At 53.6% G+C, this 26991-nt stretch carries 25 protein-coding genes and 1 pseudogene; 15 read left to right on the top strand and 11 right to left on the bottom strand.

Features of this window, described 5'->3' with window-relative positions; translation table 11 throughout:
- Positions 1 to 37: 37 nt before the first annotated feature.
- Positions 38 to 3481, bottom strand: a complete 3444-nt coding sequence (locus tag SOJ49_RS15875; RefSeq protein ID WP_369855466.1) for a NahK/ErcS family hybrid sensor histidine kinase/response regulator — start codon at positions 3479 to 3481, stop codon at positions 38 to 40.
- 266 nt (positions 3482 to 3747) lie between these two features.
- Between SOJ49_RS15875 and SOJ49_RS15870 the strand changes: the two genes are divergently transcribed.
- Together SOJ49_RS15870 and SOJ49_RS15865 are read left to right on the top strand one after the other, a co-directional pair.
- Entirely contained in the window at positions 3748 to 5547 is a 1800-nt protein-coding gene (locus SOJ49_RS15870) for a DUF294 nucleotidyltransferase-like domain-containing protein (protein WP_369855465.1), read from the top strand.
- Positions 5547 to 6167: a 3'-5' exonuclease gene (locus SOJ49_RS15865; RefSeq protein ID WP_369855464.1), complete on the top strand. Its 621-nt coding sequence runs from the start codon at positions 5547 to 5549 to the stop codon at positions 6165 to 6167. Before SOJ49_RS15870 ends, SOJ49_RS15865 begins: the two co-directional genes overlap by 1 nt.
- On the opposite strand, the gene SOJ49_RS15860 is transcribed toward SOJ49_RS15865, so the two are convergent.
- The gene (locus tag SOJ49_RS15860) at positions 6142 to 7074 is read right to left on the bottom strand and encodes an NAD(P)-dependent oxidoreductase (protein ID WP_369855463.1); all 933 of its coding nucleotides are present in this window, start codon (positions 7072 to 7074) and stop codon (positions 6142 to 6144) included. The genes SOJ49_RS15865 and SOJ49_RS15860 overlap by 26 nt on opposite strands.
- A gap of 60 nt (positions 7075 to 7134) precedes the next feature.
- Positions 7135 to 7890, bottom strand: coding sequence for a TrmH family RNA methyltransferase (locus SOJ49_RS15855; protein WP_369855462.1), 756 nt, complete (start codon positions 7888 to 7890; stop codon positions 7135 to 7137).
- A gap of 203 nt (positions 7891 to 8093) precedes the next feature.
- Here SOJ49_RS15855 and gtfA point away from each other — a divergent pair, with 203 nt between their 5' ends.
- A complete protein-coding gene (gene gtfA / locus SOJ49_RS15850) occupies positions 8094 to 9536 on the top strand; it encodes a sucrose phosphorylase (RefSeq protein ID WP_369855461.1) in 1443 nt (480 codons plus the stop codon).
- On the opposite strand, the gene SOJ49_RS15845 is transcribed toward gtfA, so the two are convergent.
- Positions 9472 to 9723, bottom strand: coding sequence for a DUF559 domain-containing protein (locus SOJ49_RS15845; RefSeq protein ID WP_369855460.1), 252 nt, complete (start codon positions 9721 to 9723; stop codon positions 9472 to 9474). The genes gtfA and SOJ49_RS15845 overlap by 65 nt on opposite strands.
- A gap of 25 nt (positions 9724 to 9748) precedes the next feature.
- Here SOJ49_RS15845 and SOJ49_RS15840 point away from each other — a divergent pair, with 25 nt between their 5' ends.
- Positions 9749 to 10213 carry an integrase core domain-containing protein gene (locus SOJ49_RS15840; RefSeq protein WP_369855459.1) on the top strand — a complete coding sequence of 155 codons (465 nt, stop codon included), beginning with the start codon at positions 9749 to 9751 and terminating at the stop codon, positions 10211 to 10213.
- 509 nt (positions 10214 to 10722) lie between these two features.
- A complete protein-coding gene (locus tag SOJ49_RS15835; protein WP_369855458.1) occupies positions 10723 to 11331 on the top strand; it encodes a hypothetical protein in 609 nt (202 codons plus the stop codon).
- Between the two features lie 763 nt (positions 11332 to 12094).
- Here SOJ49_RS15835 and SOJ49_RS15830 read toward each other — a convergent pair.
- Positions 12095 to 12604 carry a hypothetical protein gene (locus tag SOJ49_RS15830; RefSeq protein WP_369855457.1) on the bottom strand — a complete coding sequence of 170 codons (510 nt, stop codon included), beginning with the start codon at positions 12602 to 12604 and terminating at the stop codon, positions 12095 to 12097.
- Between the two features lie 637 nt (positions 12605 to 13241).
- Between SOJ49_RS15830 and SOJ49_RS15825 the strand changes: the two are divergent.
- Both SOJ49_RS15825 and SOJ49_RS15820 read left to right on the top strand, forming a co-directional pair.
- Positions 13242 to 13418 (top strand): annotated as a pseudogene (locus tag SOJ49_RS15825) (YjbQ family protein); the annotation flags it as partial.
- A 55-nt stretch (positions 13419 to 13473) separates the two neighbouring features.
- The gene (locus SOJ49_RS15820; protein ID WP_369855456.1) at positions 13474 to 14406 is read left to right on the top strand and encodes a bestrophin family protein; all 933 of its coding nucleotides are present in this window, start codon (positions 13474 to 13476) and stop codon (positions 14404 to 14406) included.
- Between the two features lie 26 nt (positions 14407 to 14432).
- On the opposite strand, the gene SOJ49_RS15815 is transcribed toward SOJ49_RS15820, so the two are convergent.
- Positions 14433 to 15296: an SDR family oxidoreductase gene (locus tag SOJ49_RS15815; protein WP_369855455.1), complete on the bottom strand. Its 864-nt coding sequence runs from the start codon at positions 15294 to 15296 to the stop codon at positions 14433 to 14435.
- A gap of 779 nt (positions 15297 to 16075) precedes the next feature.
- Here SOJ49_RS15815 and SOJ49_RS15810 point away from each other — a divergent pair.
- A complete protein-coding gene (locus SOJ49_RS15810) occupies positions 16076 to 16225 on the top strand; it encodes a hypothetical protein (RefSeq protein WP_369855454.1) in 150 nt (49 codons plus the stop codon).
- A 158-nt stretch (positions 16226 to 16383) separates the two neighbouring features.
- On the opposite strand, the gene SOJ49_RS15805 is transcribed toward SOJ49_RS15810, so the two are convergent.
- A complete protein-coding gene (locus SOJ49_RS15805; RefSeq protein WP_369855453.1) occupies positions 16384 to 16584 on the bottom strand; it encodes a hypothetical protein in 201 nt (66 codons plus the stop codon).
- A gap of 329 nt (positions 16585 to 16913) precedes the next feature.
- Positions 16914 to 17579: a translesion DNA synthesis-associated protein ImuA gene (imuA, locus tag SOJ49_RS15800; RefSeq protein WP_369855452.1), complete on the bottom strand. Its 666-nt coding sequence runs from the start codon at positions 17577 to 17579 to the stop codon at positions 16914 to 16916.
- A 191-nt stretch (positions 17580 to 17770) separates the two neighbouring features.
- Between imuA and SOJ49_RS15795 the strand changes: the two genes are divergently transcribed.
- The 5 genes from SOJ49_RS15795 to SOJ49_RS15775 all read left to right on the top strand — a co-directional run bounded on the left by SOJ49_RS15795 (position 17771) and on the right by SOJ49_RS15775 (position 21800).
- On the top strand, positions 17771 to 19321 hold the full coding sequence (locus tag SOJ49_RS15795) for a 2-isopropylmalate synthase (RefSeq protein ID WP_369855451.1): 1551 nt from the start codon (positions 17771 to 17773) through the stop codon (positions 19319 to 19321).
- A 5-nt stretch (positions 19322 to 19326) separates the two neighbouring features.
- The gene (locus tag SOJ49_RS15790) at positions 19327 to 20148 is read left to right on the top strand and encodes a hypothetical protein (protein ID WP_369855450.1); all 822 of its coding nucleotides are present in this window, start codon (positions 19327 to 19329) and stop codon (positions 20146 to 20148) included.
- On the top strand, positions 20145 to 20600 hold the full coding sequence (gene rimI, locus SOJ49_RS15785) for a ribosomal protein S18-alanine N-acetyltransferase (RefSeq protein WP_369855449.1): 456 nt from the start codon (positions 20145 to 20147) through the stop codon (positions 20598 to 20600). Before SOJ49_RS15790 ends, rimI begins: the two co-directional genes overlap by 4 nt.
- Before the next feature lie 38 nt (positions 20601 to 20638).
- A complete protein-coding gene (locus SOJ49_RS15780; RefSeq protein WP_369855448.1) occupies positions 20639 to 21292 on the top strand; it encodes an energy-coupling factor ABC transporter permease in 654 nt (217 codons plus the stop codon).
- Between the two features lie 73 nt (positions 21293 to 21365).
- The gene (locus SOJ49_RS15775) at positions 21366 to 21800 is read left to right on the top strand and encodes an excinuclease (protein ID WP_369855447.1); all 435 of its coding nucleotides are present in this window, start codon (positions 21366 to 21368) and stop codon (positions 21798 to 21800) included.
- A 39-nt stretch (positions 21801 to 21839) separates the two neighbouring features.
- Here SOJ49_RS15775 and SOJ49_RS15770 read toward each other — a convergent pair whose 3' ends face one another.
- Positions 21840 to 22388, bottom strand: coding sequence for a response regulator transcription factor (locus SOJ49_RS15770; protein WP_369855446.1), 549 nt, complete (start codon positions 22386 to 22388; stop codon positions 21840 to 21842).
- Positions 22385 to 23638, bottom strand: coding sequence for an ATP-binding protein (locus tag SOJ49_RS15765; RefSeq protein ID WP_369855445.1), 1254 nt, complete (start codon positions 23636 to 23638; stop codon positions 22385 to 22387). The genes SOJ49_RS15770 and SOJ49_RS15765 overlap by 4 nt, the downstream gene beginning before the upstream one ends.
- A 233-nt stretch (positions 23639 to 23871) precedes the next feature.
- Here SOJ49_RS15765 and SOJ49_RS15760 point away from each other — a divergent pair, with 233 nt between their 5' ends.
- Together SOJ49_RS15760 and SOJ49_RS15755 are read left to right on the top strand one after the other, a co-directional pair.
- A complete protein-coding gene (locus tag SOJ49_RS15760) occupies positions 23872 to 24774 on the top strand; it encodes a DMT family transporter (RefSeq protein ID WP_369855444.1) in 903 nt (300 codons plus the stop codon).
- A 164-nt stretch (positions 24775 to 24938) separates the two neighbouring features.
- Positions 24939 to 25847, top strand: coding sequence for a class I SAM-dependent methyltransferase (locus tag SOJ49_RS15755; protein ID WP_369855443.1), 909 nt, complete (start codon positions 24939 to 24941; stop codon positions 25845 to 25847).
- Positions 25848 to 25894: 47 nt separating this feature from the next.
- Here SOJ49_RS15755 and SOJ49_RS15750 read toward each other — a convergent pair whose 3' ends face one another.
- Positions 25895 to 26752: a MurR/RpiR family transcriptional regulator gene (locus tag SOJ49_RS15750; protein ID WP_369855442.1), complete on the bottom strand. Its 858-nt coding sequence runs from the start codon at positions 26750 to 26752 to the stop codon at positions 25895 to 25897.
- Between the last annotated feature and the right edge of the window lie 239 nt (positions 26753 to 26991).

The raw sequence follows: 26991 nt of genomic DNA, 5'->3' as shown, positions 1-26991 counted from the left end.
GCCGATGTTGTGGTTCAACAGAACAGGGCGGAACAGGTTAAACCAATCGTCGGATCAAGGCCCTCAAGGCTGCCGGGCGTATCGGTTTACGCAAAAAGTAATACCCCAGCGCCTTGGCTTCTTCGGCTACTGACTGGCGCGGGTCGGCTGAAATCAGAATGCCTGGAATCGCCTGGTCGCCAAACCGCTCGCGCAGGTACGACATGGCCTGCAGGCCGGTTTCATCGTTGTCCAACTGATAGTCCGCCAGCATAATGGCGGGCTTGAAGGGAATCTGTCGGGTCATTTCCAGATCCTTGCAGGCGTACACATCACAATGCCAACTGCCCAGCAATGCCTGCATGCCCGCGAGCACCTCATCATCGTTGTCGATACAAAAGGTGGGAATGCCCTCGAAACTGGCGGTAGCGATAACGGTCTGGTCGTGATTGTCCTGACGGGTAACATCGGCCTGGGCGAGGGGTAGGGTCAGGCTGAAGCAGGTGCCTTTGCCTGGGATGGATCGTACGCTGACCTGGTGATCCATGCGTTTGGTCATCCGGTCGACAATCGCCAGACCGAGCCCGAGGCCTTTGATATCCTGTTTGCCTTCGTTCAGCCGTTTGAATTCACCAAAAATTTCCTGCAGCTTGTTGGCCGGTATACCCTGACCGGTATCCCATACCTGTACTACAATGCGGTTGTGGCGGCGTCGATAGCCCAATAATACGCTGCCATGGTGGGTATAGCGCACCGCGTTACTGAGCAGGTTCTGTAAAATGCGGCGCAGCCAGTGAGCGTCACTGGTGACCCAGATATCCTCACAGGGGCGTACCCTCAGTTGCAGGCCCTTGTCGGCTGCCAGCGCGGTAAATTCATCACGCAGGGGTTTCAGCACGGTACTCAGTTGCACCGGGTGCAACACCGGTTCCATGGCACCAGCATCCAGCTTGGCAATTTCGACCAGTACCGATAACACATCTTCTGACGATTGTAAGGCACCTTCGAGGTGGTTCAGCAGGCCCTGTTGTTCTTCATTGAGGTGCTTCTGGCTGAGTGTTGAGGCAAACAGCTTGGCGGCGTTGAGTGGCTGCATCAAGTCGTGACTGGTGGCCGCCAGAAAGCGGGTTTTGGAGTTGTTTGCTTCAATTAACTGGGAAGTTAAATCGTCCAGTTTCTGAGAACTTTTTTCTACCCGGCGCTCCAGTGAGACATTCGCTTCCTTTAACGCCTGTTCGGCCCGGCGGTGCACGGTAATATCGGTGAAGCTGGTAACAAATCCGCCGTCGGGCATCGGATGCCCCTGCATATAAATCACCACACCATTCGGTAACAGCCGTTCAAACTGGTGGGCTGACCCGGAACTGAGGAAAACCATACGGCGGTTTACCTGCTCGGCGATGTCTCCAGTACCGCAGAAACCACGCCCGGCATTAAACGCAATGACTTCCTGAATAGGTTTGCCGGTATGGATAAAACTGGACGGGTAATTGAATATTTCCAGGTAACGCCGGTTCCAGGCCACCAGTTTCAGATCACGGTCCACCACACTGACGCCTTGTTGCAGGTTTTCCAGTGCCGCCTGCAGTTGTTCCCTGCTCATTGAAAAGGCCTGACTGGCTTCGCTGGCAAGGAATGTCAGATCGCGAATCTGGATGCGCTCGCCACCCAGCAGGGTTGAGAAAATCACCCGTGCTGATGAAGAACCAACGACCGAAGCCAGCAGTTTTTCGGCTTCCTGAATCAGGGTGCTGGTAGCGATGGCATTGTCGTACTGGATGCCGTGGCGAGATTGATAGTCGTTGAAAAAATCATCGGTTTTGCGGAAGCCGAGAATACGTTCCAGTACCACCCGCACGTCATCTACCTTGCAGTCAAAGGCGGGAGTCAGTCGATCATTCTGATTCATGGCATGGGCGCTGGTGAAATCACCGGCGAGCATTCGCTCACGCACCGATGCATTGGTGACGACCGAGAACAGCACATAGAAAAACAGGTTGGCCAGCAAGCTGAGCATGACACCGGTACTGAAGTCATCAAGGTTCAGGTCACTGGCCATATGCACCAGATTGTTACTCCCCATGCCGGGTAAATTCTGGGTGATAAATGGCCACATCAGGCCATAAAACCAGACACTGGTCCCGGCGATCAAACCGGCAATTGCGCCCTGTCGATTGCCTCCCTGCCACAGCAGACCGCCGATCAGCGGCGGTGCAAACTGCGCTGCGGCGGCAAACGACAGCATCCCGATCGCCGCTAGTGAGTCGAACTCGCCGACCAGCCGATAAAACAGATAAGAGCCCAGAATCATCACCAGAATCACCAGCCGCCGCACGGTCAGCACCAGTGTCCTTACCTTGCTGGAATGTTGTAGATCCTCGTTGTCTTGCTGGCGGAAAAAGGCCGGCAGGATCAGTTCGTTGGAGACCATGGTACTGACGGCAATGGTCGCGACAATGATCATGCCAGTGGCGGCACTGCCACCGCCAATAAAGGCCATAACGGCCAGGCTTTCCTGGCCGAGGGCAACGGGCAGGCTGAGGACATAGGTATCCGGGGCAAAACCGATGTCTTGCATAAACAGGTGCCCTGTCAGGGCGATCGGCACCACAAACAGCATCATCAGAAACAGATAAAGCGGGAACAGAATGCGCGCCGTACGAATATGCTGGGACGATTCGTTTTCAATAACCGATACCTGAAACTGCCGTGGCAAGCCCAGTACGGCAAACCCTGCCAGTAAGGTTTGCAGCAGAAACGACAGACTGATGATGTTGTTATTCAGCAATGGGTGATCGGGCAACACCTGGGTGGTCAGCTCCAGCAGTTCCGACGGGTAGTCATAAAGAAAGGTCATGACCCAGATGCCGACGGCAACAAAGGCGACCAGCTTGATCACCGACTCAAAGGCGATAGCCAGGATCATGCCGGGGTGCTGTTCACTGGCATCGATATCACGGGTACCAAAGATAATCACAAACGAGGCCATCGCCAGGCTGATGTAAAACGCTGTGTCTTCCCAGAAATGGTGCACCCCCATGACATTACGCCCGAGTGGCAGCGTTAGCAGCTCAAAGGTGGTCGAAATGGCTTTGAGTTGCAGCGCTATATAAGGTACGACGCAGAGAATGGCGACCAGGGTAACCAGTACCGCCAGGGTATGGTCACGGCCATAGCGAGTAGCAATAAAGTCAGCAATGGAGGTGATGCGCTTTTCTTTGGCGATGCGGGTGATTTTGGCCAGTAAACGCCAATAAAAGAGCAAAAACAGCATGGGGCCGATGTAGATCGACAAAAAGCTCCAGCCACTGGATGCAGCCTGACCTACAGCACCATAAAACGTCCATGAGGTACAGTACACTGCCAGAGACAAGCTGTAGACCAGTCCGGTGTTATGAATCGGACGGCCTTCATGGGAGCGCCGGTCACCGTACCAGGCAATCCAGAATAGCGTGGCTATATACAGAACAGAAATAGTCACCAGTTGCCATACCGGGATCATAAGCACCCTTATTGTTAGAAGTGGTTGGCGTGAGTAGCAGCGCCGCATGGCGAACGGGCGAGCATACCATGTGAGCCGCACAGGTCGGTTAGCCCGCCCGTGATGGTAATACTAAGGTAGCACAGTGTCGGTATGCAGGAATCCGTCAGCTGTGGCCGGGGTGTCTGCTTTAGTCACATGGTTTGATCACGGACAATCCGCCACTATGCCAATAGCAGCAAACAGAACAACAATAACGAGCGGCTCAACCGCCGTTGGAGGCCTGTATGACCATTCAGATCAACCTCAACCAGCCGCCATTTTCTTTTCTTGATGCTGATCAACTCGATTGGCTGACCAGCCGTCTTGATCTGGTGTTTTTTAATGCTGGCGCACCGATTCTGCAACAGGGTGATCAGGCTCCCGGTATCTACATTATTTACAAAGGAGTGGTGGAAGAGCGTGACCCTGAAAGTGGTCAGGTATTCTCCCAATACGGCAAGGAAGACTTGTTTGACGTCCGTGCGGTACTGGAAAAGAGTTGCAAACATACCTTCGCGGCGGTGGAAGAAACGCTGTGCTACTTGTTGCGGGCTGACGATTTTATCCAGTTGCTGGAGCAGTCGGGCGATTTTTCCATCTATTTTAATACCGACCTCGGCACCCAGCAGTCGATGGTGGAGCGCCAGGACTCCAGCGTGTCGGAATTTATTCTGTCGCGGGTGGATGACGATGTGATTCGTCCGCCGGTGTATGTCTCGGCCCAAACCAGTCTGGCACGCGTTGCGGCGTTGATGTTCGAGAAAAAACACGATGCCCTGCTGGTTCGTAACGGCCAGGACATCGGCATTCTGACCGGCACGGATCTGATCAAGGCGACCCTGATTGGCGACAAGACCAAACAGACTCGCGCCGCCGACATCGCCCAGTTCAACCTGATCGGCGTTGAGTATGGCGAGTTTTTGTTCAGCGCCCTGCTCAAAATGACCCAGCATAAAATCGAACGGGTAGTGGTGCGCAAGGAAGGCCAGATCGTCGGCTTGCTGGAGCTGATGGATATGCTCAGTACCTTTTCTACCCACTCGCACATCATCGCCATGCGAATCGATCAGGCCAAGTCGCTGAAAGAACTGGTCGTAGCGGCGAAACGGGTGGAAACCCTGATCGAAACCCTGAATGGCCAAGGTGTGAAAATCACCGCACTGATGGAGCTGGTGACCACGCTCAACCGGCGGCTGATATTCAAGGCGTTCGAACTGGTCTTTCCGCAACGTTTGCGCCAGTCGGTTTGTATTCTGGTCTTGGGTAGTGAGGGGCGCGGCGAGCAGATCCTCAAAACCGATCAGGACAACGCCATTATTCTGGATAACGAACACGACCGCGAAGCGGTATTACCCCTGCTGCAACAATTACATCAGGCATTGCTGGATTTTGGTTACCCGCCCTGTCCGGGTGGGGTGATGTTTATTAACGACAGCTGGATTCATACCGTTGAAGGCTGGCAAGAGCGAGTGGATCGCTGGCTGCATTCCGGCAAGTCGGATGCAATGATGAATATGGCCATTTTTATGGATGGTGAACCGGTGTGTGGCAATCCGGAATTGTTCTGGCCGATCAAGGCCAGCTGGCAACTGGAGACCCTGCGTTCCAGTATCGTGTCAGCGCGCTTTGCCAAATCGGCGTTGCAGTTTGAAACCCCGCTGACCTTTTTGGGTAACATTCGTGAGGATCATGGCAAGATCGACATCAAGAAAGGGGCGATTTTCCCATTGGTTCACGGCGTGCGGGCGTTGGCATTCGAACATGCGATAGACGAATGCAACAGCCTCGAACGGCTGGCTATATTGACGGAAAAAGGCGTTCTGGATAGCGAGACCGCGCAGGGCTTGCGTGATGCGCTGGTGTTCTTTTTACGGGTGCGGTTACGGCAGCAGCTGGAGAGTGAAACCCCCAATCGTGGCCTCAGCCAGCAATTGGATATCAACCAGCTACGCAGCGTCGATCGCAACATGTTGCGCCATGCCTTGCATCGGGTGAAAAAATTCAAGCAGCAACTGGTGCAGCACTTTCATCTGGAGAACTTCTGATGCTACGTCGCTGGATAGAAGAGCGTCTGCCACGGCGGATGCTGCCGGAAGGCCGTTGGTCTCATCTTGCCGATCCATATGATGGTGATGAGGTGGTGGTGCTGGATTGCGAAACCAGTGTGTTCGACAAAAAAAAAGGCGAATTACTGAGTGTCGCGGCGGTACGGGTGCGCGGTAATCAGATCCGTTTGACCGAAGCACTGGATCTGACCATTCGCTCGGACGCCGTGACCGACCCGAAAGCGGTGCGGGTGCACTACTTGCGTCGTGAAGACCGCATGGAAGGGGTTGCGCTGGCGGAAGCGATTGAAAAGTTACTGGATTTTATCGGCAATCGGCCAATCTGCGGGTTTTATATCGAATACGACCGCGCCATTCTGAATCGCTATATTCGTGAACTGTACAACTTCAAGCTGCCCAATCGTTTTATTGAAGTGTCGGAAATCTACGTCAAGAGCAAGCGCCGCCACCATATTCACGAAGTGCACCTGGATCTGACGTTCGAAGGGTTGGCCAGAGACCTGCAAGTGCCCATCGTCGAGCGTCATACCGCCCTGGGGGATGTGATCTCCACGGCGCTGATGTACATCAAACTCACCGGCTTTGGTCAGCCGCGCTGAGCTGGCGGATATTGGCGGCGGTCAGCTGAACGATATTCTGGCGGGCTGGCGGACTGATCCAGGCGTTATGAGGCGTTACCATCAGATTCAGCCCGGTATTGAGCGCTTGCAGCAGCGGATGACCCGCGACGGGTGGCTCGGTTGGCAAGACATCCACCGCCAGTCCGCCCAGCTGCCCTTGTTGCAAGGCGTTCAGGGCAGCCTCTTCATCAATGATGCTGCCCCTGGCACAGTTCACCACCAGACAGCCGGGTTTGATCCGTGCCAGATTGTCGGCATTCAGCAGGTGTCGGGTGTGCTCGGTGAGAGGGCAGTGAAAACTCAGTAGATCTGCCGTTGGCAGCAGGCTGTTAAGGGTCGGGCGGGGATCCTTTGCCTGGCCTGGACGTGCCGCAAACTCTACCTGCAGACCGAAGGCTTCAGCCAGACGTGCCACCGCACGGCCAAGTGTACCTTCTCCGACCAGAATCAGGCGTTTGTTGGTTAACTCCAGCGTTGGATGGTTCAACAAACAAAAGAACGGACTCTGTTGCCAGGCACCAGCGGACAAATCCTGTTGATACAAGGGTAGCCGGGCGGCTAATGCCAGCATCAGCATCAAGGTGTGTTGGGCGACTGAAGCGGTGCCGTAATTCTGGACATTCAGCACTGGCAGCTGCAGCTGCCGAGCGGCTTCGAGGTCGACGTTATTGAGCCCGGTGGCAACAATCAGAATGCCTTTTCTACCCGCCATCACCTCCGCCGGAATTCTGACCTTATTGGTGATAATCAGCTCGGCATCCCCAATATGCTGGTGGAGTTCGGCTGGCAAGGTGGTGCCGTAAACGGTCAACTCACTCACACAATCCCGAATCGGCGTCAGATCGACATCGTTCAGCGTGTCGGCATCCAGAAATACGGCTTTCATCTTTATTTCTCGTCTGAGTGGGTGTCACTCCGGCTGTTGGCCAAAGAGGGAGAGTGGTTATCAACCACGGTGTAACTCGTACAGGCTCATGTTCACGGCAGCGGCCAGATTCAGCGACTCAATCTGGCCGCTGCCGTGAATAGTAAACGCCGTCACTCTCAGTGATTCAAGCAAGGCGTGCGGTACGCCACGTGCTTCATTGCCAAACAGGTAGGCATCAAATTCAGCGAAGCGGTGAGACGACAGCGGCTCGCCGTCCATATCCAGAGTGGCGATTCTGGGGTAACGGGCCTGTAACTGATCGAGTGTTATATCCAGCTCCACCGGCACATGAAAGGTCGCTCCCATGCTGCTGCGCACTACCTTGGGATTAAACGGATCAACACTGTCGGGGCTGAGCAGTAAACGCCAGCCGCCAAACCAGGCCAGCGTTCGCAAGATGGTGCCGAGGTTACCGGGGTCTTGCACCTGATACAGGTATAACACCCGTTCGACACGAGCTGTCACCTGACTGGCTTCCTGACTGGCTTCCTGACTGACTTGTTGTGCCCGCGCCAGGGTTTCCTGCATTGGCACGACCGCGACCAGCCCCTGCGGGGAGTGGGTATCCGACAGTTGCGTCATCTGACGCTCACCAATCAGCGTTTTGCGGAACCGGGTTGGCCAGTGCTCATGGGCTGCGGTGACAAACAGCTCGGCTTGCTGAATGGCAGATTTTTCCAGCTCCAGCAGCAGGTGCTCGCCTTCCACCAGATAACAGCCGGTCTCGGTACGGTATTTTTTCTGATGCAGCTTTTTGGCGAGATCAACTTTCATCTGGATATTCCGACGGTTATTAAGCCGGACATTGTACGGTCTGGGCTGCTGTCAGGGAATTTTCCCGGTCTGCTGTTGCCAACTCAGGTGAATTTTCCTGTCTCGTGAATTGGCCAGATTGGGGAGTTGAGACTGGTTTTGGCTTGCATGTGCTCAACTCAACCGTCAGCCTTTGATCGGACAGCAACCGCCAAGAGGTCCTTATGGCTCTTCGAAATGCCGTCCAGATGATCTGTTACCCCGACCGACTCGGGAACAGCCTGAAAGATTTGCATACCGTTCTTAATACTCACTTCACCGACGCCATTGGTGGCGTTCATATTTTGCCGTTTTACCCGTCCAACGCCGACGCCGGTTTCTCGCCTCTGACCCACAAGGAAGTTGACCCTGTTTATGGCGACTGGGGCGACATCGAAGCAATTGCGGCGGAATACGATGTGTGTGCCGATGTCACGGTGAATCATATCTCTGATGAATCGGTAGAATTTATTGATTACCTCGCCAACGGCAAGGCATCGCCATACGCTTCGTTGTTTGTGGATGTCGATGAAATGGGGGAAATCAGTCACGACGACCTGATGAAAATCCACATTCGTAAAGAGAAAGAGCCGTTTCGGGACGTGGTATTTGCTGACGGCAGTACGGGGCGGGTGTGGTGCACCTTTACTGAACACCAGATCGACCTGAATTACGATTCTGAGCAGACCTTTGATTATATTGCCAACACCTTCCGCTTTCTGACCGACAAGGGCGTCAAACTGTTTCGCCTGGATGCCTTTGGTTACACCACCAAGCGTATTGGTACCAGTTGCTTCCTGGTGGAGCCGGATGTGTACCAGACTCTTGACTGGTGTAATGAAGTGGCGCAGAGCCTGGGAGCAGAAATCCTGCCCGAAGTGCATGACCACTCCAGCTACCAGTACGCCATTGGCCGACGTAATATGCACCCGTATGGCTTCGCCTTGCCGCCGTTGCTGCTCTATTCGCTGTTAGATGGCAACAGTGAATACCTCAAACACTGGTTACGCATGTGTCCGCGTAACATGGTCACCGTGCTGGATACCCACGATGGTATCTGTATTCCAGATGTCGAAGGGGTCTTGCCGGATGAAAAAATCCGCATCCTGATCGACAATATCAACGACCGCTCGGCCGATCCGATTTTGCGCCGGTCGGCAGCCAATATTCACAGTGTCGGGGCGATTTACCAGCTCACCTGTACTTTTTACGATGCTTTGATGCAGAACGACGATGCCTACATTGCCGCTCGCGCCGTGCAGTTTTTCACCCCAGGTATTCCGCAGGTGTATTACGTTGGCTTGCTGGCCGGTGAAAACGATCACGAATTGATGGAGCAGACGGGCGAGTTACGTGACATCAATCGGCATTACTACAGCATGGATGAAGTGGGTGAGGCAGTGCAAAAACCGGTGGTGCAACGGTTGCTGAAACTGATGCGCTTCCGCAATTCACATCCGGCCTTTGATGGTCACTTCGAGCTGAATTTCTCCAATGACGCCAGTGTGGATATGGCCTGGCGCCATGGTGAGCACTACTGTCGGGCGTTTGTGGATTTGCAGTTCAATACCGCACGATTGAATTACACCGACCTTGAAAGTGGTGAAATGCAGGAATTTCAGGCCTGATCCAGAACTGACCTTCTCCCGGCTTCCCCTTATCAAGGGGAGGGCCGGGGTGGGGTTGCAGGGCCTGTTCTGAAAAATGCGAATCACCATCCAGCTCAATCACCAGTTTCCACTCAGAGCGATAAAAATAGACAATGTAATGGCCAATGCCATGCAGCTGCCGAAACCTGGAACCCGGTACGTTCACGCGGCATCATGATCGTGGCACTCCCATGACCGCCCACTGCTATCTGGATTTGCTGGGTGAGTTGACGATGACGGCCAGTCATAGCCGCCCCCGAGTGAGCAACGACAACGCGATGAGTGAAGCACAGTTCAAGACCCTGAAATATCAGCCGGACTACCCGGGCCGCTTCGACAGCTACGACCATGCGGTACATTGGAATGAGGACTATGTCCGCTGGTACAACCATGATCACCACCACAGCAGCCTGGCCGGTTTTACGCCCCATCAGGTGTTTAGCGGGGAATACCTTGAAATCGCTCACCTCCGGCAAGCGGCACTGGACGAGATGTACGCTCAGCACCCTGAGCGCTTCAGTAAAGGCCGTTCAAACGTGCCGCTGCCACCGGCCGAAGTCTGCATCAATCCGGTGCCAGAGGATGCTGATCAGGCGACAATCGAAAAAGGCGTTAACTTCCCAACGTTGCCACGGGCGATCACAAAAGCAATGTAATGTTTAAAAAACTGGCTCAAATGACGTTGACACGTTCCGCATGGCTCGAAAGAGACAGCCTCCGGCGAGTGCGTATAAGCAGTAGCAGGGCTTAAGTTAATGGCATTGCTGTCATAATCGTTATAAAAGAATCAAGGTATAGTGAATTAAGTTAAACGCGAGATGCTTCTGAGAACAATCAAATGAAGAGTAGAATTTATTCATATCGACGGCCTGTATCTGCTAACCTCTCGCGTTTATCGAATAGACAAACTTAAATGCAAGGAACGCAAAACGACCCAAACTACGTAAGACGCCTGAAACCAAAAAAGATTTTTTTCTGGTTCGTACGGCTGTTGCTGGCCATCATCTCTGCGCTGTTTATCGCGCCTTACGTTGCTATGTTTTTCCGTGCGGGTCGATACCTGTCATTTGCAGAAACGCCAATTGACATGTGGCTGAATCTGTCCGTGTTTCCACTCTGGTATCTGGCGCACTGGAAACAATGGTCCTGGCCTTTGGCTGGCTTAATGGCGACGGTTTTTGGTGCTCAAACAGCAGTACTGCTGCTCTATTTTTATCAGCTCCATACAGTCAGCCTGATCATCGTTCCCATTGCAATACTAGGCATACTGGCCATAGCTCGTCTGCCAACGCGCATGGACTGGATGGTTACTTTCCCTATCCTGTTCTGGGCTCACTGGTGCGGCCTTTGGGATATGAGTTTTGATACCGAGGATGCTTATCTGGAGCCTTGGGACAGTGTGGAAATCAGCATTTCAGAAGGCTATCTCAGATTACGGCCGCATGGTGTTATTCCTTACGACTACCCGTTCCAATCCTTTGATGGTCTGATCGATCTGAGCCAATGTAACCTGTCGCGACGCTATCCTGAGAGATCCGATAACCTGACCGGAGAATGTACCGTCGCAGGCTTTAACGTAGAGCTCTGGATACCAAAGAAGTCTATTGTCATAACTTATGACCAGCTGCCACGATTCCAGCAAATCGTTTACGGTGATTGCCACAAAAACGAGTGTTTAAGCCATAGCAGTAACAGTATTGGCTGTTATAGCAAACAGGATTTACGTTATATTCCTCTTAATGAAATTGAGTTCACTTGCGATACAGGCTGGTAAGCCGATAGGCATGGCTCACAGCTCCAATGCCTGAAAACCTTCGCAGTGAGTTCGCTCTGTTTCCTGTACAGATAGTGGTACAATCCAGAATCACCCTGACTGAATCTATCTAACGACCGCTTTATGCAATCCATCGCGCGCTACCCAACAGAGCAGTCGTACCGGGTAGCTCTGGCGGTAAGTATCGACGAAGCGATATTTCACTTCATTTCTTTCGCAAAGAAAGCGGAAGCTTTTTTAAAATCTCTTTCTCCATACGCACTCGTCCCTGCAAAAGTGGGCATTTCGTCAAGCGGCCCATTCCCTAGCCTGTTCCCATTCGAATTCAGACTCGTACGCCCCATCTATTACCCCTGATAACACCCAGAATATGAGCGCAAAAAGAGACCTCAGGTGCCTCAGAATTCTTCTCAGGTTCTGACCAACTCCGCACAGCAGAGCGTGGATGCAATCTCCAACAACCCCTTTCAGCCAGTTTCTTTTCATGAGTCCGTCTGACTTCATGTGACCGATGATCGGTTCTATGCCATTGCGCCTTGACTGTTCCGGGTGCGCTTTGCCTCGTCCTTTCTTTTGATGGCTGATGCAGACATCGACGGCGGCTATACTGCTGTCGTGTTGCGCTCCCCGGTACCCTCGGTCGACCAGGATCTCTTGCGGTTTAATCCCGGTGTTTAGCCAGCTTTGAATCAGATTCCAGTACAGGGGATGGCCGTCGTAGGGGTTGTCAGGGACACAGTAGCAGGCGGTGATGAAGTGACTATCAGCACGGCCACTTTTTGACCAAATTCATAGCGTGTCGACTCTTGCCTTTGGCGATGCACTGAACGTCTGGTTCATGCAGGCTGTACCGTTTCGGGCCTTCCCAGTCTTGCTGTGTTTGCTTGATGAGTTGAGAGGCTTGCACGGCTTTTTCAAGAATAAGCCGGCTTTGCTCGGTGACTGGCAGCTTGCGCAGGATGTCTCGCGTCAGTCGCCCAACCAGCGTCGCCATTTTCTTGAGAGCCTTCTTCAAACGCTTGAACTGTCGGGCATGGGCGTAGCCCGCCGCTTTGTGTTTGAGATGAGTCAGTTCTTTTTCGTAGCTCTGACGTAACGAAATGCCTTGGGCTTTGGCTAACATCCCCCGCTGTTCCTGTACACGTTTGAAGAGTCGGCTGTCGGTCGGATAGGCAATGGCTTTTTCCATCACGGTCGTGTCCGCGACCAAGGTCTGACAGCTGGCTTCGTCGATGATATTCAGTTCCAACCCTAGGCGAACCGTCATTTTCATCAGTGTCTTTAACCCGTCCTCGCCGAGACGTCGGCGGAAACGCCCGAACGTGGTGGAATCAATCGGCGGTCGATGTTGGAAATACTGCTCGCCGCGAAGTGCTGCCAGTAGGGGTTTTCTACCCAGCGGGCGATGCAGTGTTCATCCGATAGCGCGTAGATGTGTTTGAGGAGTCAGGCCAATCATTAATCGGGACGATGATCCAGGGCGTCTGTTGTTTGAGCAGTAAAAACTCTGGCAGTGACGCTCCAGTTCAGCCCAGCCGATACGTTGACTGAGCTGAACAAGTTCATGCCTGGGGTCGATCAGGTCAAGCAGCTCCGGGCGCAGGAAATCTTTCTGTTTATCGTGCTGTTTGTCCTTGGGAGTCATGGCGATCTACCAGATTTTGATATCGTAATATGATTTTACGGGTAGAAAGTCTGGCCGTAACAGGCGTGAAAGGCTGTTGAATGCTGGCGTCGAAGGTGTTGCAGGGACGACTAGCTAAGGTTGATGATGTTTTGAAAGAGTCAGGGGTTCGGGAGTTCCAACACAAAATGTATACTTCCAAGGGTATGGACATGTCCCCTATTCCGATAATGGCCATGAACTGTATGGGGGTAAGGGGAGGCTTTATGGACACATCATCCGTAGCGATGATTTGCCTGCCCATCTCAAGGCCAGTTTATTGGGCCATAGTGTGATGATTCCGATCACTGGCGGTGAGCTGAATATGGGTATCTGGCAAGGAATTTACCTCGGCGAACACCGTGACAGTGGTGGTAGCCGCCGTGTATTGGCAACCCTGCAGGGTCAGGGTCCGGGCCAGTAACCTGGAACGAATGTATTTTTACTGACTTGTTTGTAGCGGTTGCCGGAGTAACCTGATGATTGTTCGTGAACGCCCGCATACGCTGGCGCTGTTATTTGTTTGGCGTGGTTCTATTTTGCCCGATATTGCGTTGCACCTGCTGGCGTTGCTGTTGTTTGCTGCCGGGGTGGTGGTGATTCATACCGATCACTGGGCCAATCTGGCGCAGTATTCAGTCGCTCCTTTTACCTTACTGGGCATTGCGTTATCGCTGTTTCTCGGTTTTCGTAATAACGCCTGTTATGACCGCTGGTGGGAAGGTCGTCAGCAATGGGGCCAGATGATTTCTAACGTGCGTTCGTTAGCGCGCTCGGCACATATTCTGTTGCCCGCATCCCGTCGTTTAACATTATTGGCCTGGTGCTCGGTGTTTTATCACGCCTTGCGGCTGCAATTACGTCAGCAGCCTCTGTCTATGGATGTCTTGCAGCAACAATTACCTGCCTGGGTGCTGGCGTGTTTGCCCGTTGCTGAACTGGAACAGGTGATCGGCAGCGGTAATGTCGCTGACGGTGTGTGTCAGAACATGGCAGAACAGTTGCGTCAGGCGTATGCCGCCAACGAGCTGGATACTCAGGGGATTCGTATTCTGGATGACCATGTGTCGGGCCTGGCGGCAGTACAGGCCGGTTGTGAGCGGCTGTCATCGACCCCTTTGCCCTTCGCCTATTCCTTGCTGACTCATCGCACGGCGTATCTGTATTGTTATTTATTGCCCTTCGGGCTGGTCGGCAGTATGGGTTGGATGACACCGGTATTTCTGGTCATTGTTGCTTACACTTTTTTTGGTCTGGATGCCCTGGCGCAACAGCTGGAAGAGCCGTTTGGCAGCGCCTCCAATCATTTGCCACTGGATGCCCTGTGCCGGGTGAATGACCGCTCGCTGGCACAAGCGTTGGGATTGCCTGTGCCGGATTTAATGACACCGGAACATCATGTGTTGCGGTAGAGGGGTATGATCCCGTCACTCTTCGGTTACTCAACCCGCTGTTCGATGCACTGCTCAAAGTACCGTTCGATACGGCGGTAGCCGTATTCCTGCGCCACCATATCCATCGACATAACGGTCAGAAAAAACAGCATGGGACCGTGTCGTGATTCCGGTGTGGTGTGTTTCAGCAGCCAGCTGACGACTCGGGCAGCAGTCACCGGAATATGGGTGATACGTGGTTTCGAGTTCCCTGCGGCCACAAAAGCGAGTCGGGCAATTTCTTGATGAGTGAGCGTTTCCGGGCCTCCGATGGGAAGCTCCAGCAGTGGCTGGAAGGGGGCGTTGACACACATACGCGCCAGGTCTTCGCCATGAATCGGATTGTAGCGTTGCTGACCATTCCCCAGCAGCCAGATTCGTCCTCGCTGAGCCATGGCCAGCATCTCGTTCAGCTCGGGAAAAAAACCGTTCGGTCGTATGACTCGATAGTTAAGACCGGATAGCCTGAGCTGGTCGACAAAGGCTTCCTTGGCGTCGCATATGGCCAGATGACGTAAGTACTCACCATTGAGTAGCGAAACGTAAACAAAACAGTCGACGCCTGATCGTTGGGCTTCTTGCAGCAAGTTCAAGTTGGCCTGGTAGTCTACTTCGCGATAACGCAGGCCATCCTGTTGCCGGTTGATTCCCAGTGTTGAAATGACGAGATCCACCCCTTCGCAGCAATCTCTCAGGCTGGCTGGGTGAGTCACTTCGACGGTTCGTACGTCACTGAGGCGAGCCAGTAACGGGTCTACTTTGTCTGGGTTGCGCACCAGTGCACGGACCCGATAACCCTGTTGCAGCAGTAACTGCCAGATATGGCCACCCAGGTACCCGGTTCCTCCAGCGAGCAGTACGGTTTTCATAAACTTCCTCTGCAACCGGGTGATGACAGTGATTGGGTCAGTGGTGCCCAGGCTATGTCCAGTCTGGTGTCGTCCGTGTTTTTACGCTGTTCCCTGGTCGAGAACGGTACGTTGATATAAACCGGAATCGCTTATCTTCAAACCATACGGCAGCACTACTGACATAATACTCATTAATGGTGTCAAACTCGATATCGGAGGACAGTTGCTTGCGACAAGGTCTGCCATGCTCCTGGGTCAGCTTACCAACCAACAATACATTGCACGTTGGGTACTTCAGGCAGCGCCAGAGTCAATCTCTCGGCAGTGTTGGTTGGTTAGCGCGGCACGCAACCGATTTGAGATAGTGGCCGTCGCAGGTGTCAGGGTGATGGCTACCGGTGCGGTACGGTTGTTCCCCAATCGCGCCTGTTTATGGTAAAGAACCCCGTTCGCTATTGAAAAAGTACCCAATGGTCTGGCTGGCTGTGTCGTAGCCATCACCGTTATTTCGCACATCGATAATCAATTCTTCCGTATCGATCAACTTTGCGACGGCTTGTGTCCTGTTGGCATTCCGGGCGTCGAGATCCTGCCTCAACAACGCTGTGGCGATATTACTTATAGCCAGTTCCGGGCTGAATCCGAACCTATTTTCGATCACCAGCACGCTGTCGGAACGATTGTCCGCTTCGCTGATGTACCAAAGGAGGTTGCAATTTTGAAGTCATAAATCAGGCAGCCGTCGTTGGTGTACTGAACGGCTACTATGCCGAACGCGACACCCGCAGGATCCTGTGATGGCAATCGCATCGGTCTGGCTGGTATTGGCCGAGCATCCAGGTGGTGATGGTGATCCGGGCTTTGGCACTAAAACCCTGTTTGAACCTTTTGTACAAGGAGATAAAAGCCCTACCGGAACGACCGGCGGCTTTGAATTGTGGCTTTGAATTGTGGCTGGCGATTGTGGATTTGAGCTGTGGCGCAAATGATCAAACGCCATGGCGGGGTTATGCAGATATCAGCCAACGATCTTGGTGCTGTCTGTTTTGAATTTGGGTGGCAGGCAACCGTTAGAAACTGGCCCGGTTGCCTTGAAATCCAATGCTCAGCCCGCTTTTTGCAGGCAGTCTGGACAAAAGCCGACTTCGGGGAAATAGCCATTCGCGAGTTTGTAAGCGACTTCTGCGGAAGCGTAGGAACCCAGATACATCAGACTCTCGGGTTCTGGCAACTGGCTGCAAGTCGACAGGTGAACAGCGGCGATGACGCCCTCGCCAACGGGCTTTTTGACATAAAATTCGGCCATGATAGGACTCCAGTGCAGGTGGTAGGTATCGCAGCGACAAGGTTTTCACCTTAGCGGCGCTGACGCTTTGCTAACGCCAAACCGACATTAACTGCAAAGGACTGTTGCCAACTTTATGCCAGCAGGGAATTATCCGCAGCGGTTTGAAATCGGCAGATTTTATTGCGGTAAATCAGTTGGTTAGCAAACACCAGTGATTGCTGATGGAAAAGGGCGATAGAAGTTGATCTGACTCAAGGCAAAAAATGTTGTTGTGCCTGTCGTTTTTGTCGACAACGCAACAGGTACTCTGTTCAGCCCCATTCATTCGGATATTCGCGTTGCACGTACTACTTCCGGGCGGAAGCCAGTGCAACCTCGAACGGTTGGCTCGGCCAGCAACCACGACGTTTGAATAGCTCGACCTGGAATACATCCGCTTGTAGCCGTTTGATCCCTAACCGCAAGGTGGCCGGAGAGTTGCCGGGGTCAAAGCCAGTGTGTGGCCACAGCCAGCAGTGGCTGTTGGTGTCGCTGGCAGCAAGTTGCAGCCGTTGGACATGTCTTTCATGCGATTCGTGGAGCCATCCCAGTACTGCACTGCAATGGCCACTGCGGAGACCTTCTTCCAGACACCAGATAGCTTCTTGGTAAGACTTTGGATGCACCACCAGAATGTGTTTTAACCTGACACCAGCCAATGTCAGGGTCGGGGCGTAAGGAATGGCAGGGGGAGCGACCCAGAGAATCCATTTGGGCTGCTGACTCAAGCTGGCCAGTGCCGGTAATATCAGGCTTAATTCACCGGCCTCAAGTCCCTGGTGATACACCTCACATACTTGCCCGGCTTGCCAGCCACCGCCGGGCAGTTGCGTATCAAGGCTGGTAAAGCCACTGGACAGAAGCGCTTGTTGGTGATCTGGCAAGCGTTGGTCTTGCCAGATCTGACTCTGATCGAGCACCTGTTCCAGCGGGGTGTTACCGCTGTTGATCAGGGATGAGCCGGACAGATTCATGATGACTCCTGGCGTACTGAATCGGTACGCAGCGAAAACTGAAAAATACTGTACAAATAAACAGTATTATTGCAGGTTGTTCAAGCTCTGTTATGTAACCGGGATCATCCTGTATTGAGGGTTTGGCTGTGCGGCAGATGCGATAGCGTCGTATAATGCCCCGTTACGTTGTACCTATTTGGGAGATTTCCATGAGTCAGCCAGATCGTCTGGTCATTTTTGATACCACTATGCGCGACGGTGAGCAGAGCCCTGGCGCGTCCATGACCAAAGAAGAAAAGGTTCGTATCGGCAAGGCGCTGGAAAAGATGCGAGTGGATGTCATTGAGGCGGGTTTTGCTGCGGCAAGCCCGGGAGATTTCTCCGCCATTGAGGCGGTTGCCCAGGCGGTGCGTGAAAGCACCGTTTGCAGCTTGGCACGGGCGATAGATAACGATATTGAGCGTGCAGCAGCATCTCTGGCAAAAGCCGAACGTGCCCGCATTCATACGTTTATTGCGACCTCGCCCATTCATATGCAGTACAAGTTGCGTATGCAACCTGATCAGGTGTTAGAACAAGCGGTGTATGCGGTGAAAAAAGCCCGCAACCTCGTTGCCGATGTGGAGTTTTCCTGTGAAGACGCTGGGCGTTCCGAAATCGATTTCCTCTGCCGTATTATCGAAGCCGCGATCAATGCCGGTGCGCGTACGATCAATATTCCAGACACGGTAGGCTATGCCATTCCGGAAGAATTTGGCCACACCATCAAGACCTTGCTGCAGCGTATCCCCAACGCTGACAAGGCAATCTTCTCCGTGCATTGTCATAATGACCTCGGGCTGGCGGTGGCCAACTCCCTTGCCGCCGTTGCCAATGGCGCTCGCCAGGTAGAATGCACCATTAATGGTCTGGGTGAGCGGGCCGGTAACGCTGCGCTGGAAGAGATCGTGATGGCGACCCGCACCCGTCATGACCTGTTTAATATTTCAACTGCTATTGATACCACCCAGATTGTGCCGACCTCCCGTCTGGTGTCGTCCATTACCGGCTTCCCGGTGCAGCCGAACAAGGCCATCGTCGGAGCCAACGCCTTTGCCCATGAATCCGGTATTCACCAGGATGGGGTACTCAAGCACCGCGAAACCTACGAAATCATGAAGGCCGAAGACGTTGGTTGGGGTGCTAATAAAATGGTGATGGGCAAACACTCGGGTCGTGCGGCTTTCCGCAGTCGTCTGGAAGAGCTGGGAATGAGTTTTGATTCTGACGTCGCCCTCAACGAAGCGTTTGCCCGCTTCAAGGAACTGGCGGATAAAAAGCACGAAATTTTTGATGAAGACTTGCAGGCCCTGGTCAGCGAAGTCGCTGCAGATGCCGCTCCGGATGTGTACAAGCTGGTGGCACTGGAATGCCGTTCGGCCACTGGAGAAATGCCGCTGGCATCGCTGGTAGTCAGCCAGGATGGTGTTGAGCACAAGGTGACCAGTGAAGGCTCTGGCCCGGTTGATGCGGCATTAAAAGCCATTGATCAAGTGGCTGGCTCAGGTGCCAATCTGCTGCTGTATTCAGTGAATAACATTACCAAGGGCACCGATTCCCAGGGTGAAGTTACGGTACGTCTTGAAAAAGGCGGTCGTATTGTCAACGGCAGTGGTGCTGATACCGATATCGTCGTGGCGTCGGCCAAGGCCTACATCCATGCTCTGAACCTGCTTTACTCTGGCAAGGATCGTCAGCATCCACAAAACGACGGTGTCTGATTCCGATGCGTGAAGCCGTTCGTTGCCAGTATCTTCATGCCATGGGTATCCCGATATGGGTGCCCCGGCACGAGCTGCCTAACGCAGCACCGAGTCAGTTGTTACCCTGGCTCGGAGAGCAAGGTGGCCCGCATGGCAGTGAACTGCCAACGGGTCATCTGCCCAACTACCATCATGCCGAAGATCACTCTCCGGGAGGTCATTTCGCGGCAGAATTGCTGCAGCATCGTGGTACATCCACGGCGATAGCAGAGACTCGTGGTAACGCGCCTGCGGTACCCGCAAATGTACTCGCCAGGAACCCCGCAACGGCAAGCCTTAAAGTTCCACCAGTCGAACCAGCGCGGACTCCGTCTGCACCGCTGCCCTTCGAAGCGGTGACGGTTGTTGATTTGACCCCGCCGCGTTTTGAACTGCATTTTGTGGCGATGGGAGGTGGTGCCATCTGGGTGTGTGATGGCAGAGAACAGCTCCAGGCGATGCAGGCCTTTGCCTTGCGGGTGGCAGCAGGGATGGGATGGAATCAGGAAAGAGGCGAACCGCTCTCCTTTCGTTGGCCCTTTATCGAGCATGGCAAGGAAGATCAGAGTGCCGCAGTGGCGGAACAGGCACTGCGGGCACAATGGCAATTTTTTGTCCATCATGGTGGCCGTTTTGTAATTGGCTTTGGCCCTCGCTCCGGTCAGTGGCTCACACGTATCCAGGTGCCTGGCTGCTATCAGGACGGTGATGTCTTCAGCGTGATGAATAGTGCGGAACAGAAAAAACAACTGTGGCTGGCATTGCTGAAGCTGCCGATGGAACAACTGCCGGTGGAGCAATCATGAGCAACAGTGTCCGTATTGTCGCGGCCAGTCCGGAAGACCTGCAAGCACTGATGGCAATTGAACAGCGCTGTCAGTCTCATCCATGGAGTAGTGCAGTGATGGTTCGCTACCTGAATAAAAAACAGGTGGTGTGGCGGCTGGAGCTCACCGAGGCCATTGTCGGTTTTGCTGTCGTGACCCAGGTGGCCGGGGAGGCTGAACTGCTGGATATTGCCATTCACCCTGATTATCAGGGACACGGTCTGGGACAGCAGTTATTGCAACATCTGCTGGATACGGTTGCAGCCAACGGCAATGAACGTATGTTTCTTGAAGTGCGCGAAAGTAACCGTGCGGCGATCGCGGTTTATGAAAAGCTGGGTTTTTGCCAGGTTGGTGTCCGAAGCAACTACTATCCGGCCAAACAGGGACGCGAAGACGCCCTGATGTATTGCCAGGAACTGATCGTCTGACCTTTCAATAACCTGATAATCCGCAGGAGCACCCCCTCATGAGTCCAATGCTGCCAGGCTGGTTACTGGGGTTGATGTCACTTGCCAGCCTTGCTCTGCTGGGCTGGAGTATCTACAGCTATCGCTGGTCGGCGCTGATTGAACACCGCCCTGCCCAACATCTGTTTTTTGGCAGTGTGCTGGTGATGATTTTATTCTGGCAAGCACAGGCAGGCATTGTGCCGGGGCTGGGTTTTCATATTCTGGCGCTCACCTCCGTCACTCTGATGATGGGCTGGCGGCTGGCGCTGGTGGCGACCGCCATGATGCAGCTGGTGTTGGCGTTGCTGGGGCAATTTGAGTGGTCGGCACTGGGTTATCATTACCTGGTACAGAATGCAGCACCTATCGGGTTTACCTACGGTTTTTACTCACTGGTCTATCGACGCCTGCCCCATAACCCGTTTATCTATATTCTTGTTGCCGGGTTTCTGAATGCCGGGGTTACTCATGCCTTTCTGGATGTGCTGCAAAGCAGTGTTTATGCACTCAGTGATACCTATACCACAGACCGTATCTGGCATGATTACCTGCGCTATTTGCCTTTGATGATGTTTCCCGAGGGAGTGGTTAACGGTATGTTTATTGCCGGTATGGTAGCGTTCCATACGGAATGGCTCAGTACTTTTAACGAAGAGTCTTACTTCAAGTAAGCGTCGAATACTTCAGGTGTTTGGTTTGGTTATATCGGCCTGAAGTTGTGACTTTCATAGCAAGGAATAGAATATGAAGACGATGATTGGTGTGTTGGCCGGATTGCTGATGGTCTCATCTGCTTATGCGCGTGATGATGTGGGTAGCTATTCTATTGATGATGCAATGTCTCAGGAACAAGCGAAGCCTCGGCTGGGAACGTCAATACAATTCTATTTCGGCAATCAGCAACATAAGGCAGTGAGCAAAAATTTTGGTGAGTTTCGCACCAACAAAAAAACCAATGCCTTTGGCAAATCCGACAAGAAAGCCTGTGAGTGGGCGTTTCTGTCAGCAATGATTTCGTTACGCGATCGAGCCGTGAAAGAAGGCGGCAATGCGGTGGTGAATATCCGTTCGAACTACAAAAACAACCTGACCAGTAGTGACACTACCTTCCAGTGTGGGGCTGGTGCCATTATGGCGGGTGTTGCCCTGGTGGGGGATGTCGTCATTCTGGTGGACTGAGCCAAGTTTCCATTATAGCAAGGTGCACCGTGCCGAGGCTTACCTCGGCGCGTACTTTTGCAGCTTCCGCTGCAGGGTTCTGCGGTGCATGTTCAGGGCACGGGCGGTGGCGGATACATTGCCATCGTTTTCATTCAGCACTCGCTGGATGTGCTCCCATTCCAGTTGATCCACTGACATCACCTGTGCGTGTTCTGCTGAAGTTTCAGCCGATCGGCCATTATCATCCTTGAAGGCAGCCAGCAGCTCTTGCAAGGTGGCAGGCTTGTGCAGGTAGTTGTGGGCACCCAGCTTGATCGCTTCCACTGCCGTGGCGATGCTGGCGTAGCCGGTCAACATCACGATTTTTATCTCAGGCTGTTGTTGCAACAGTTGGGGAATCAGAGTCAGACCGGATTCCTGTGCCATGCGTAAATCCAGGGTGGCCCATTGCGGCTGGAAGTCTGCTTGGGTAGCCAGTGCGGCGCTGCTGTTGTGTGCTGGCCGGGCAGTAAAGCCCTGTCGTTCCAGACTGCGGCACAATACCTGGCTGAAGTGGACGTCGTCGTCGATCACCAGGATACGGGGAAGGGCCGGGGTCGGGGTCATGATAGTGGTTCCGGTAAGGGAGAAATTGGCAGGCTGAGGGTGCAACGACTGCCGCCGTTGGCCAGTGCCCGCAGTTCGATATTACCGCCAAACTGCTCAACGCTGGCGTTACTCAGGTAAAGACCAATACCCAGTCCGGTTTGCTTGCTGCTGCTGTAGGGTGTGTAACGGCTCAGAGCCGCAGCGGCGTGGGGATCGGGTTGAACGATATCTAACACCCAGTAGTCTTGCGCTTCACGGGTCTGGAGTTCAATCGCTTGTTGGCCGGCTTCAGCGGCGTTATCGAGCAGGTTCAGTAATGCCTGATCCAGCAGGGGAGAAGTATGAATCATGGCCGAGCTATGGTGTTCGAACGGCTGCCACACGGCATTGGGTTGACTCAGCTGCCAGCGCTGTAGCTGTTCATCGAGCCAGTCACTGGCGAGTTGTTGCCTGGCATTACGTGCCTCTCGGCCTTGCTTGGCCAGAGCCTGTAATGAATTCTGGCAGCGGTTGACCTGTTCTCGTAATAACGTCAGGTCGGATTGAATAGCAGGTGCCGCCTGGCTGTCGATCAGATCATCCAGCAGCATGCCCATGGTCATCAATGGCGTACCCATCTCATGGGCAGTTCCTGCGGCTAACGTGCCGATACCCACCAGTTGTTCGTTTTTGAGTTGCTGCTCGCGCAATTGCTGGATTTCCAGTTGCTGGCGTTGACGGGTGCGTAACAGCTGCGGAATCAGGGTAGCCAGAATCAGGGCGCTGAGTACAAAGGTCAGCCACATACCGGCGAGGTGCCAGTCCACCAGTGACAAACTGCTCAGTGTGTGGCTTTGGTGTAACAGCAGCGGCTGATACCAGACACTGAGCAGGCTGTAATCGGCGACACACAGTGCCGTCATCCAGATGGCCAGTAACCAGGGCAAGCCATAGCTGGCCAGTACCAGCAACACCAGAAAATAAGAGATCAGCGGGTTGGTTGCACCGCCGGTAAAAAACAGCAACCCGGTAAACAGCTGGCATTCCAGCGACAAATGTAAAAACAGCTGCCAATCCTGAATATTCCGACGGGTGACTTGCCATTGGCTGAATACCTGCAGCGGCACATATAACGCCAGCAGCACCCAGGCAGAGCCGAGGTTGGCGACCTCCTGAGTCTGCAGATAACTCAGAAATAGCAGCCAGACGGTGGCGATGGCCAGCTGCAGCAGGGCGAGTCGTTGCAGTACCGGGTTCAGTCCGGTGGAAGGAGAGGCCAGCGAGCGCATGAAAAAGACGATGTCCAATGGGCATTGGAGGCCAGTATAAGGGATTCTGGCCGTCTTGATTCTGCCGGGTATGATCTGCCCTGCGTTATTTGGTCGCAGGGGCAAACAGTTATTCCGCCGGATGGGAGTCTGTGTTCCATTCAGTTCCTGACGCTGGCGTGACAAAATGCGACTTTCTGCGCGTACAGTGCGTAGCTTATGCCTGTTACAGGCTTCTCGTTCGGAGTACTCCCATGACGCAAGCGGTATCGGTCAAGGCAGACCTGGTATTGGTGCTGGTGACCCTGCTGGCGGCAGCTGGCTGGATTTTTTCCAAGGAGGCACTGGCAGGGTTGGCGCCCTTGATGTTTATTTTTATACGCTTTGTCAGCGCTGGTGTGGTGGTGGGAGCGGTTGGCTGGAAAGATGTACAAGCCATGAGCCAAGCGGAGTGGATTCGAGCACTGCGCTCCGGTGCCTGTTTCGGGATGGCGATTGCGTTCTGGATTATGGGATTGAAACACGGCCAGCATATGGGAGTCGGTGCTTTTTTGACTTGTTTGGGTGTGGTCATGGTACCGCTGGTGATCTTGTTGTTTGGTGATCGACCCCCTTCTACAACCTGGGTATCGCTACCACTGGCAGCCGCAGGCTTGGGATGTTTGTCGCTGGATGGGACATTTGTCTTTGGCTTTGGTGAATTGTGCTATTTGGCCGCTGCTTGTCTGTTTGCCCTGACCTTTGTGCTGACCAGTCGGGCAGCGGCCTCGATTCCGGCGATTGCCCTGACTTCGGTGCAGCTGACCGTCGTGGGGCTGGTGGCTTTGCCACTGTCGCTGGCATTTGAAACCTGGCAGCTGCCGGGGGTACTGAATATCTGGCTCTGGGTGCTGGCCAGTACGCTGATAGCCACCTGTCTGCGATTTTTTTTGCAAACCTGGGCGCAGGGTAAAACTTCTTCCAGTTCAGCGGCGTTGATTATGATGCTGGAACCGGTCTGGACGGCTTTCTTGGCGGCATTCTGGTTTGGCGAGCAGATGACGCTGATGCAGATGTTGGGCTGTGGACTGATCTTTACGGCGCTATTGGCAAGCCGTTGGCGCTCGGTGATCCGGGTTGCAGGAAAGCTGGTACCCGCAACAGCCCGCTCCTGGTGATGCTGGACAAACAGAGCTCCGATTGTTTGTCTGCTGTTTCTGGGCGCTCCGGGAATCCGAGAGTTGAAGCCGCCTGGCACAGGCGAGTCTCTTTATTTTGACGTACGCTATCCAAAAAAATTAACCCTTACGAATCAACCCCGAATCAACACAGGAGGTCATTGATGCAACCAGACCAGAGCACCGTCACCGTAGCCATGCAGGTAACACCCCTCCAACCAACCTTCGAGTTGCGCCGGATACTTGTTTATACCCTGATCGCTGTCAGTTTTGCTGCTTCGATGTGGGTCAACCAGACCAAGGCAGAGGCGGTGACGCCGGCGGACTTTCAAGCATTTATCGACAGTGATGCCCGGCAAGATGACCGTGTTCGGGATATATACCGTCATCCGGCTGCGACCTTGGCATTTTTTGATGTCGAGCCAGATATGAGCGTGGTGGAAATCTGGCCCGGTGGCGGCTGGTATGCGGATATTCTGGGGCCATATCTGAGTGATCATGGCCGGTATGTCGCAGCGCATTTTGACCCGGATTCTGACGTTGAATACTTCCGTAACAGTCGTGCGCGTTTTGCTGCCAAAGTCACCCGCCAGCCCAAGCGCTTTGGCAGTACCACTCTGGCGGTGTTTGATCCGGGCAGCGAACAGGCCATTGCGCCGGACGGCAGTGCCGACAGGGTACTGAGTTTCCGTAATGTGCATAACTGGTACATGCGCGGTGGCGGTGATGAACGAGTGCTGGCAGCCTTCAAAACGTTTTATCGTGCACTGAAACCCGGTGGCGTCCTGGGTATTGTGGAACATCGCCTGGCAGCCGATCGCCCGTTAGTCGATCAGCAAAGTAGTGGTTATCTGCACCAGGATTATGTGATTCGTATGGCTGAACAGGCCGGTTTTATCTTGCAAGCCAGCAGTGAAATCAACGCCAACCCGGCAGATAGCACTCGTTATCCTGAGGGTGTCTGGACGTTACCCCCTTCGTATCGGCTGGGGGAACAGGATCGCGCTCGTTATCAGGCCATCGGTGAAAGCGACCGGATGACGTTGAAGTTTATCAAGCCGGTACGTAGTTAGGTACGCCGTTAAACTGTGTGCAGAGTGCTTGCGGCAAGGCATCAAGTTCAAGCCTCGGGCGGCAGGTCGGGATAACGGGTTGCTTTCAGGCTGTCCTTGATTTTCTTCAGGTGGGCCTGGAATTCCACTCCCCGACGTAGTGTCACCCCAGTGGCCAGCACATCCAATAAAATCAGCTGCACGATACGTGATGTCATCGGCATGTATTTGTCAGTGTCTTCCGGGGTAGGAAACGACAGACAGACACTGCTGGATGCTGCCAGAGGCGATTTGTCGGCAGTCAGTCCAATCACGGTTGCACCGTTGCTGCGAGCGATTTGGGCAATCTCAACCATATCGCGGGTACGGCCAGTGTAGGAGATGGCGACAATCACATCGCCGGTATGAGCAGCCGCAGCCACCATCCGCATCATCAACACGTCGTCGTAGGCGGTGACCGGCAGATTGAAACGGAAAAACTTGTGCTGGGCATCCATCGCTACCGGGCCAGACGCCCCCAGACCAAAAAATGAAATCTGTTTGGCCTGAATCAGAAAGTCGACGGCCTTTTCAACCGCGCTCATACATACATGTTTGCGGGCATTTTCCATCGCCGCAATGGTCGAGGTGAAAATTTTGTCGGTGTATTCCTCGGTATTGTCATTCTGCTCCACATCACGACTGACGTAGGGCGTCCCGGTGGCCAGGCTCTGGGCCAGCTGGATCTTGAAATCCGGGAAGCCGGAAGTCTCGAAGTTACGACAAAAACGGTTAACCGTCGGCTCGCTGACCAGAGAGGCATTGGCGAGCGCTGAAATGCTCATACGGGTGGCGCTTTTCGGGTCGTTCAGAATCACATCAGCGACCTTGCGTTCAGACTTGTTCAGATTTTCCAGCCGCTCGCCGATTTGATCGAGAAGACTCATGACAACCTCGTGGCAAAGACTTTTGGGTCGCGCAGTGGTTATTTTACTACAAGGGCGCGTAGCGAGTGACTATACCTCTGCTGATAGGGCAAGGCCAGAGAGTGGGTGGGCGTATTGAGAATGCCAGGACGTTGGCCAAAGCGGATGAGATGGACTTGTATTTGGAATATCACGCTGAAAAACGCAGGATGTCAACGTATCAGCCTTGGTTGGCTATTCACGGCTTGATCGTGGACAAT

The sequence above is a fragment of the Candidatus Thalassolituus haligoni genome, from assembly GCF_041222825.1.
GTDB classification, from domain to species: Bacteria; Pseudomonadota; Gammaproteobacteria; order Pseudomonadales; family Oceanobacteraceae; genus Oceanobacter; species Oceanobacter antarcticus.
Note: the sequence above shows the minus strand (reverse complement) of the source record. Positions and strands in the feature narration are given on the sequence as shown.

Excerpts from the sequence above, each read along its gene's own strand:
- SOJ49_RS15765 (WP_369855445.1), bottom strand. The coding sequence starts at position 23,638 with ATGCGCTCGCTGGCCTCTCCTTCCACCGGACTGAACCCGGTACTGCAA.
- SOJ49_RS15760 (WP_369855444.1), top strand. The coding sequence starts at position 23,872 with ATGACGCAAGCGGTATCGGTCAAGGCAGACCTGGTATTGGTGCTGGTG.
- SOJ49_RS15855 (WP_369855462.1), bottom strand. The coding sequence starts at position 7,890 with ATGAAAGTTGATCTCGCCAAAAAGCTGCATCAGAAAAAATACCGTACC.
- rimI (WP_369855449.1), top strand. The coding sequence starts at position 20,145 with ATGAGCAACAGTGTCCGTATTGTCGCGGCCAGTCCGGAAGACCTGCAA.
- SOJ49_RS15865 (WP_369855464.1), top strand. The coding sequence starts at position 5,547 with ATGCTACGTCGCTGGATAGAAGAGCGTCTGCCACGGCGGATGCTGCCG.
- SOJ49_RS15775 (WP_369855447.1), top strand. The coding sequence starts at position 21,366 with ATGAAGACGATGATTGGTGTGTTGGCCGGATTGCTGATGGTCTCATCT.
- SOJ49_RS15875 (WP_369855466.1), bottom strand. The coding sequence starts at position 3,481 with ATGATCCCGGTATGGCAACTGGTGACTATTTCTGTTCTGTATATAGCC.
- SOJ49_RS15820 (WP_369855456.1), top strand. The coding sequence starts at position 13,474 with ATGATTGTTCGTGAACGCCCGCATACGCTGGCGCTGTTATTTGTTTGG.
- gtfA (WP_369855461.1), top strand. The coding sequence starts at position 8,094 with ATGGCTCTTCGAAATGCCGTCCAGATGATCTGTTACCCCGACCGACTC.
- SOJ49_RS15780 (WP_369855448.1), top strand. The coding sequence starts at position 20,639 with ATGAGTCCAATGCTGCCAGGCTGGTTACTGGGGTTGATGTCACTTGCC.
- SOJ49_RS15805 (WP_369855453.1), bottom strand. The coding sequence starts at position 16,584 with ATGGCCGAATTTTATGTCAAAAAGCCCGTTGGCGAGGGCGTCATCGCC.
- SOJ49_RS15860 (WP_369855463.1), bottom strand. The coding sequence starts at position 7,074 with ATGAAAGCCGTATTTCTGGATGCCGACACGCTGAACGATGTCGATCTG.
- SOJ49_RS15795 (WP_369855451.1), top strand. The coding sequence starts at position 17,771 with ATGAGTCAGCCAGATCGTCTGGTCATTTTTGATACCACTATGCGCGAC.
- SOJ49_RS15840 (WP_369855459.1), top strand. The coding sequence starts at position 9,749 with ATGACCGCCCACTGCTATCTGGATTTGCTGGGTGAGTTGACGATGACG.
- SOJ49_RS15790 (WP_369855450.1), top strand. The coding sequence starts at position 19,327 with ATGCGTGAAGCCGTTCGTTGCCAGTATCTTCATGCCATGGGTATCCCG.
- SOJ49_RS15770 (WP_369855446.1), bottom strand. The coding sequence starts at position 22,388 with ATGACCCCGACCCCGGCCCTTCCCCGTATCCTGGTGATCGACGACGAC.
- SOJ49_RS15830 (WP_369855457.1), bottom strand. The coding sequence starts at position 12,604 with ATGAAAATGACGGTTCGCCTAGGGTTGGAACTGAATATCATCGACGAA.
- imuA (WP_369855452.1), bottom strand. The coding sequence starts at position 17,579 with ATGAATCTGTCCGGCTCATCCCTGATCAACAGCGGTAACACCCCGCTG.
- SOJ49_RS15815 (WP_369855455.1), bottom strand. The coding sequence starts at position 15,296 with ATGAAAACCGTACTGCTCGCTGGAGGAACCGGGTACCTGGGTGGCCAT.
- SOJ49_RS15755 (WP_369855443.1), top strand. The coding sequence starts at position 24,939 with ATGCAACCAGACCAGAGCACCGTCACCGTAGCCATGCAGGTAACACCC.
- SOJ49_RS15870 (WP_369855465.1), top strand. The coding sequence starts at position 3,748 with ATGACCATTCAGATCAACCTCAACCAGCCGCCATTTTCTTTTCTTGAT.
- SOJ49_RS15750 (WP_369855442.1), bottom strand. The coding sequence starts at position 26,752 with ATGAGTCTTCTCGATCAAATCGGCGAGCGGCTGGAAAATCTGAACAAG.
- SOJ49_RS15835 (WP_369855458.1), top strand. The coding sequence starts at position 10,723 with ATGGCGACGGTTTTTGGTGCTCAAACAGCAGTACTGCTGCTCTATTTT.
- SOJ49_RS15810 (WP_369855454.1), top strand. The coding sequence starts at position 16,076 with ATGGCAATCGCATCGGTCTGGCTGGTATTGGCCGAGCATCCAGGTGGT.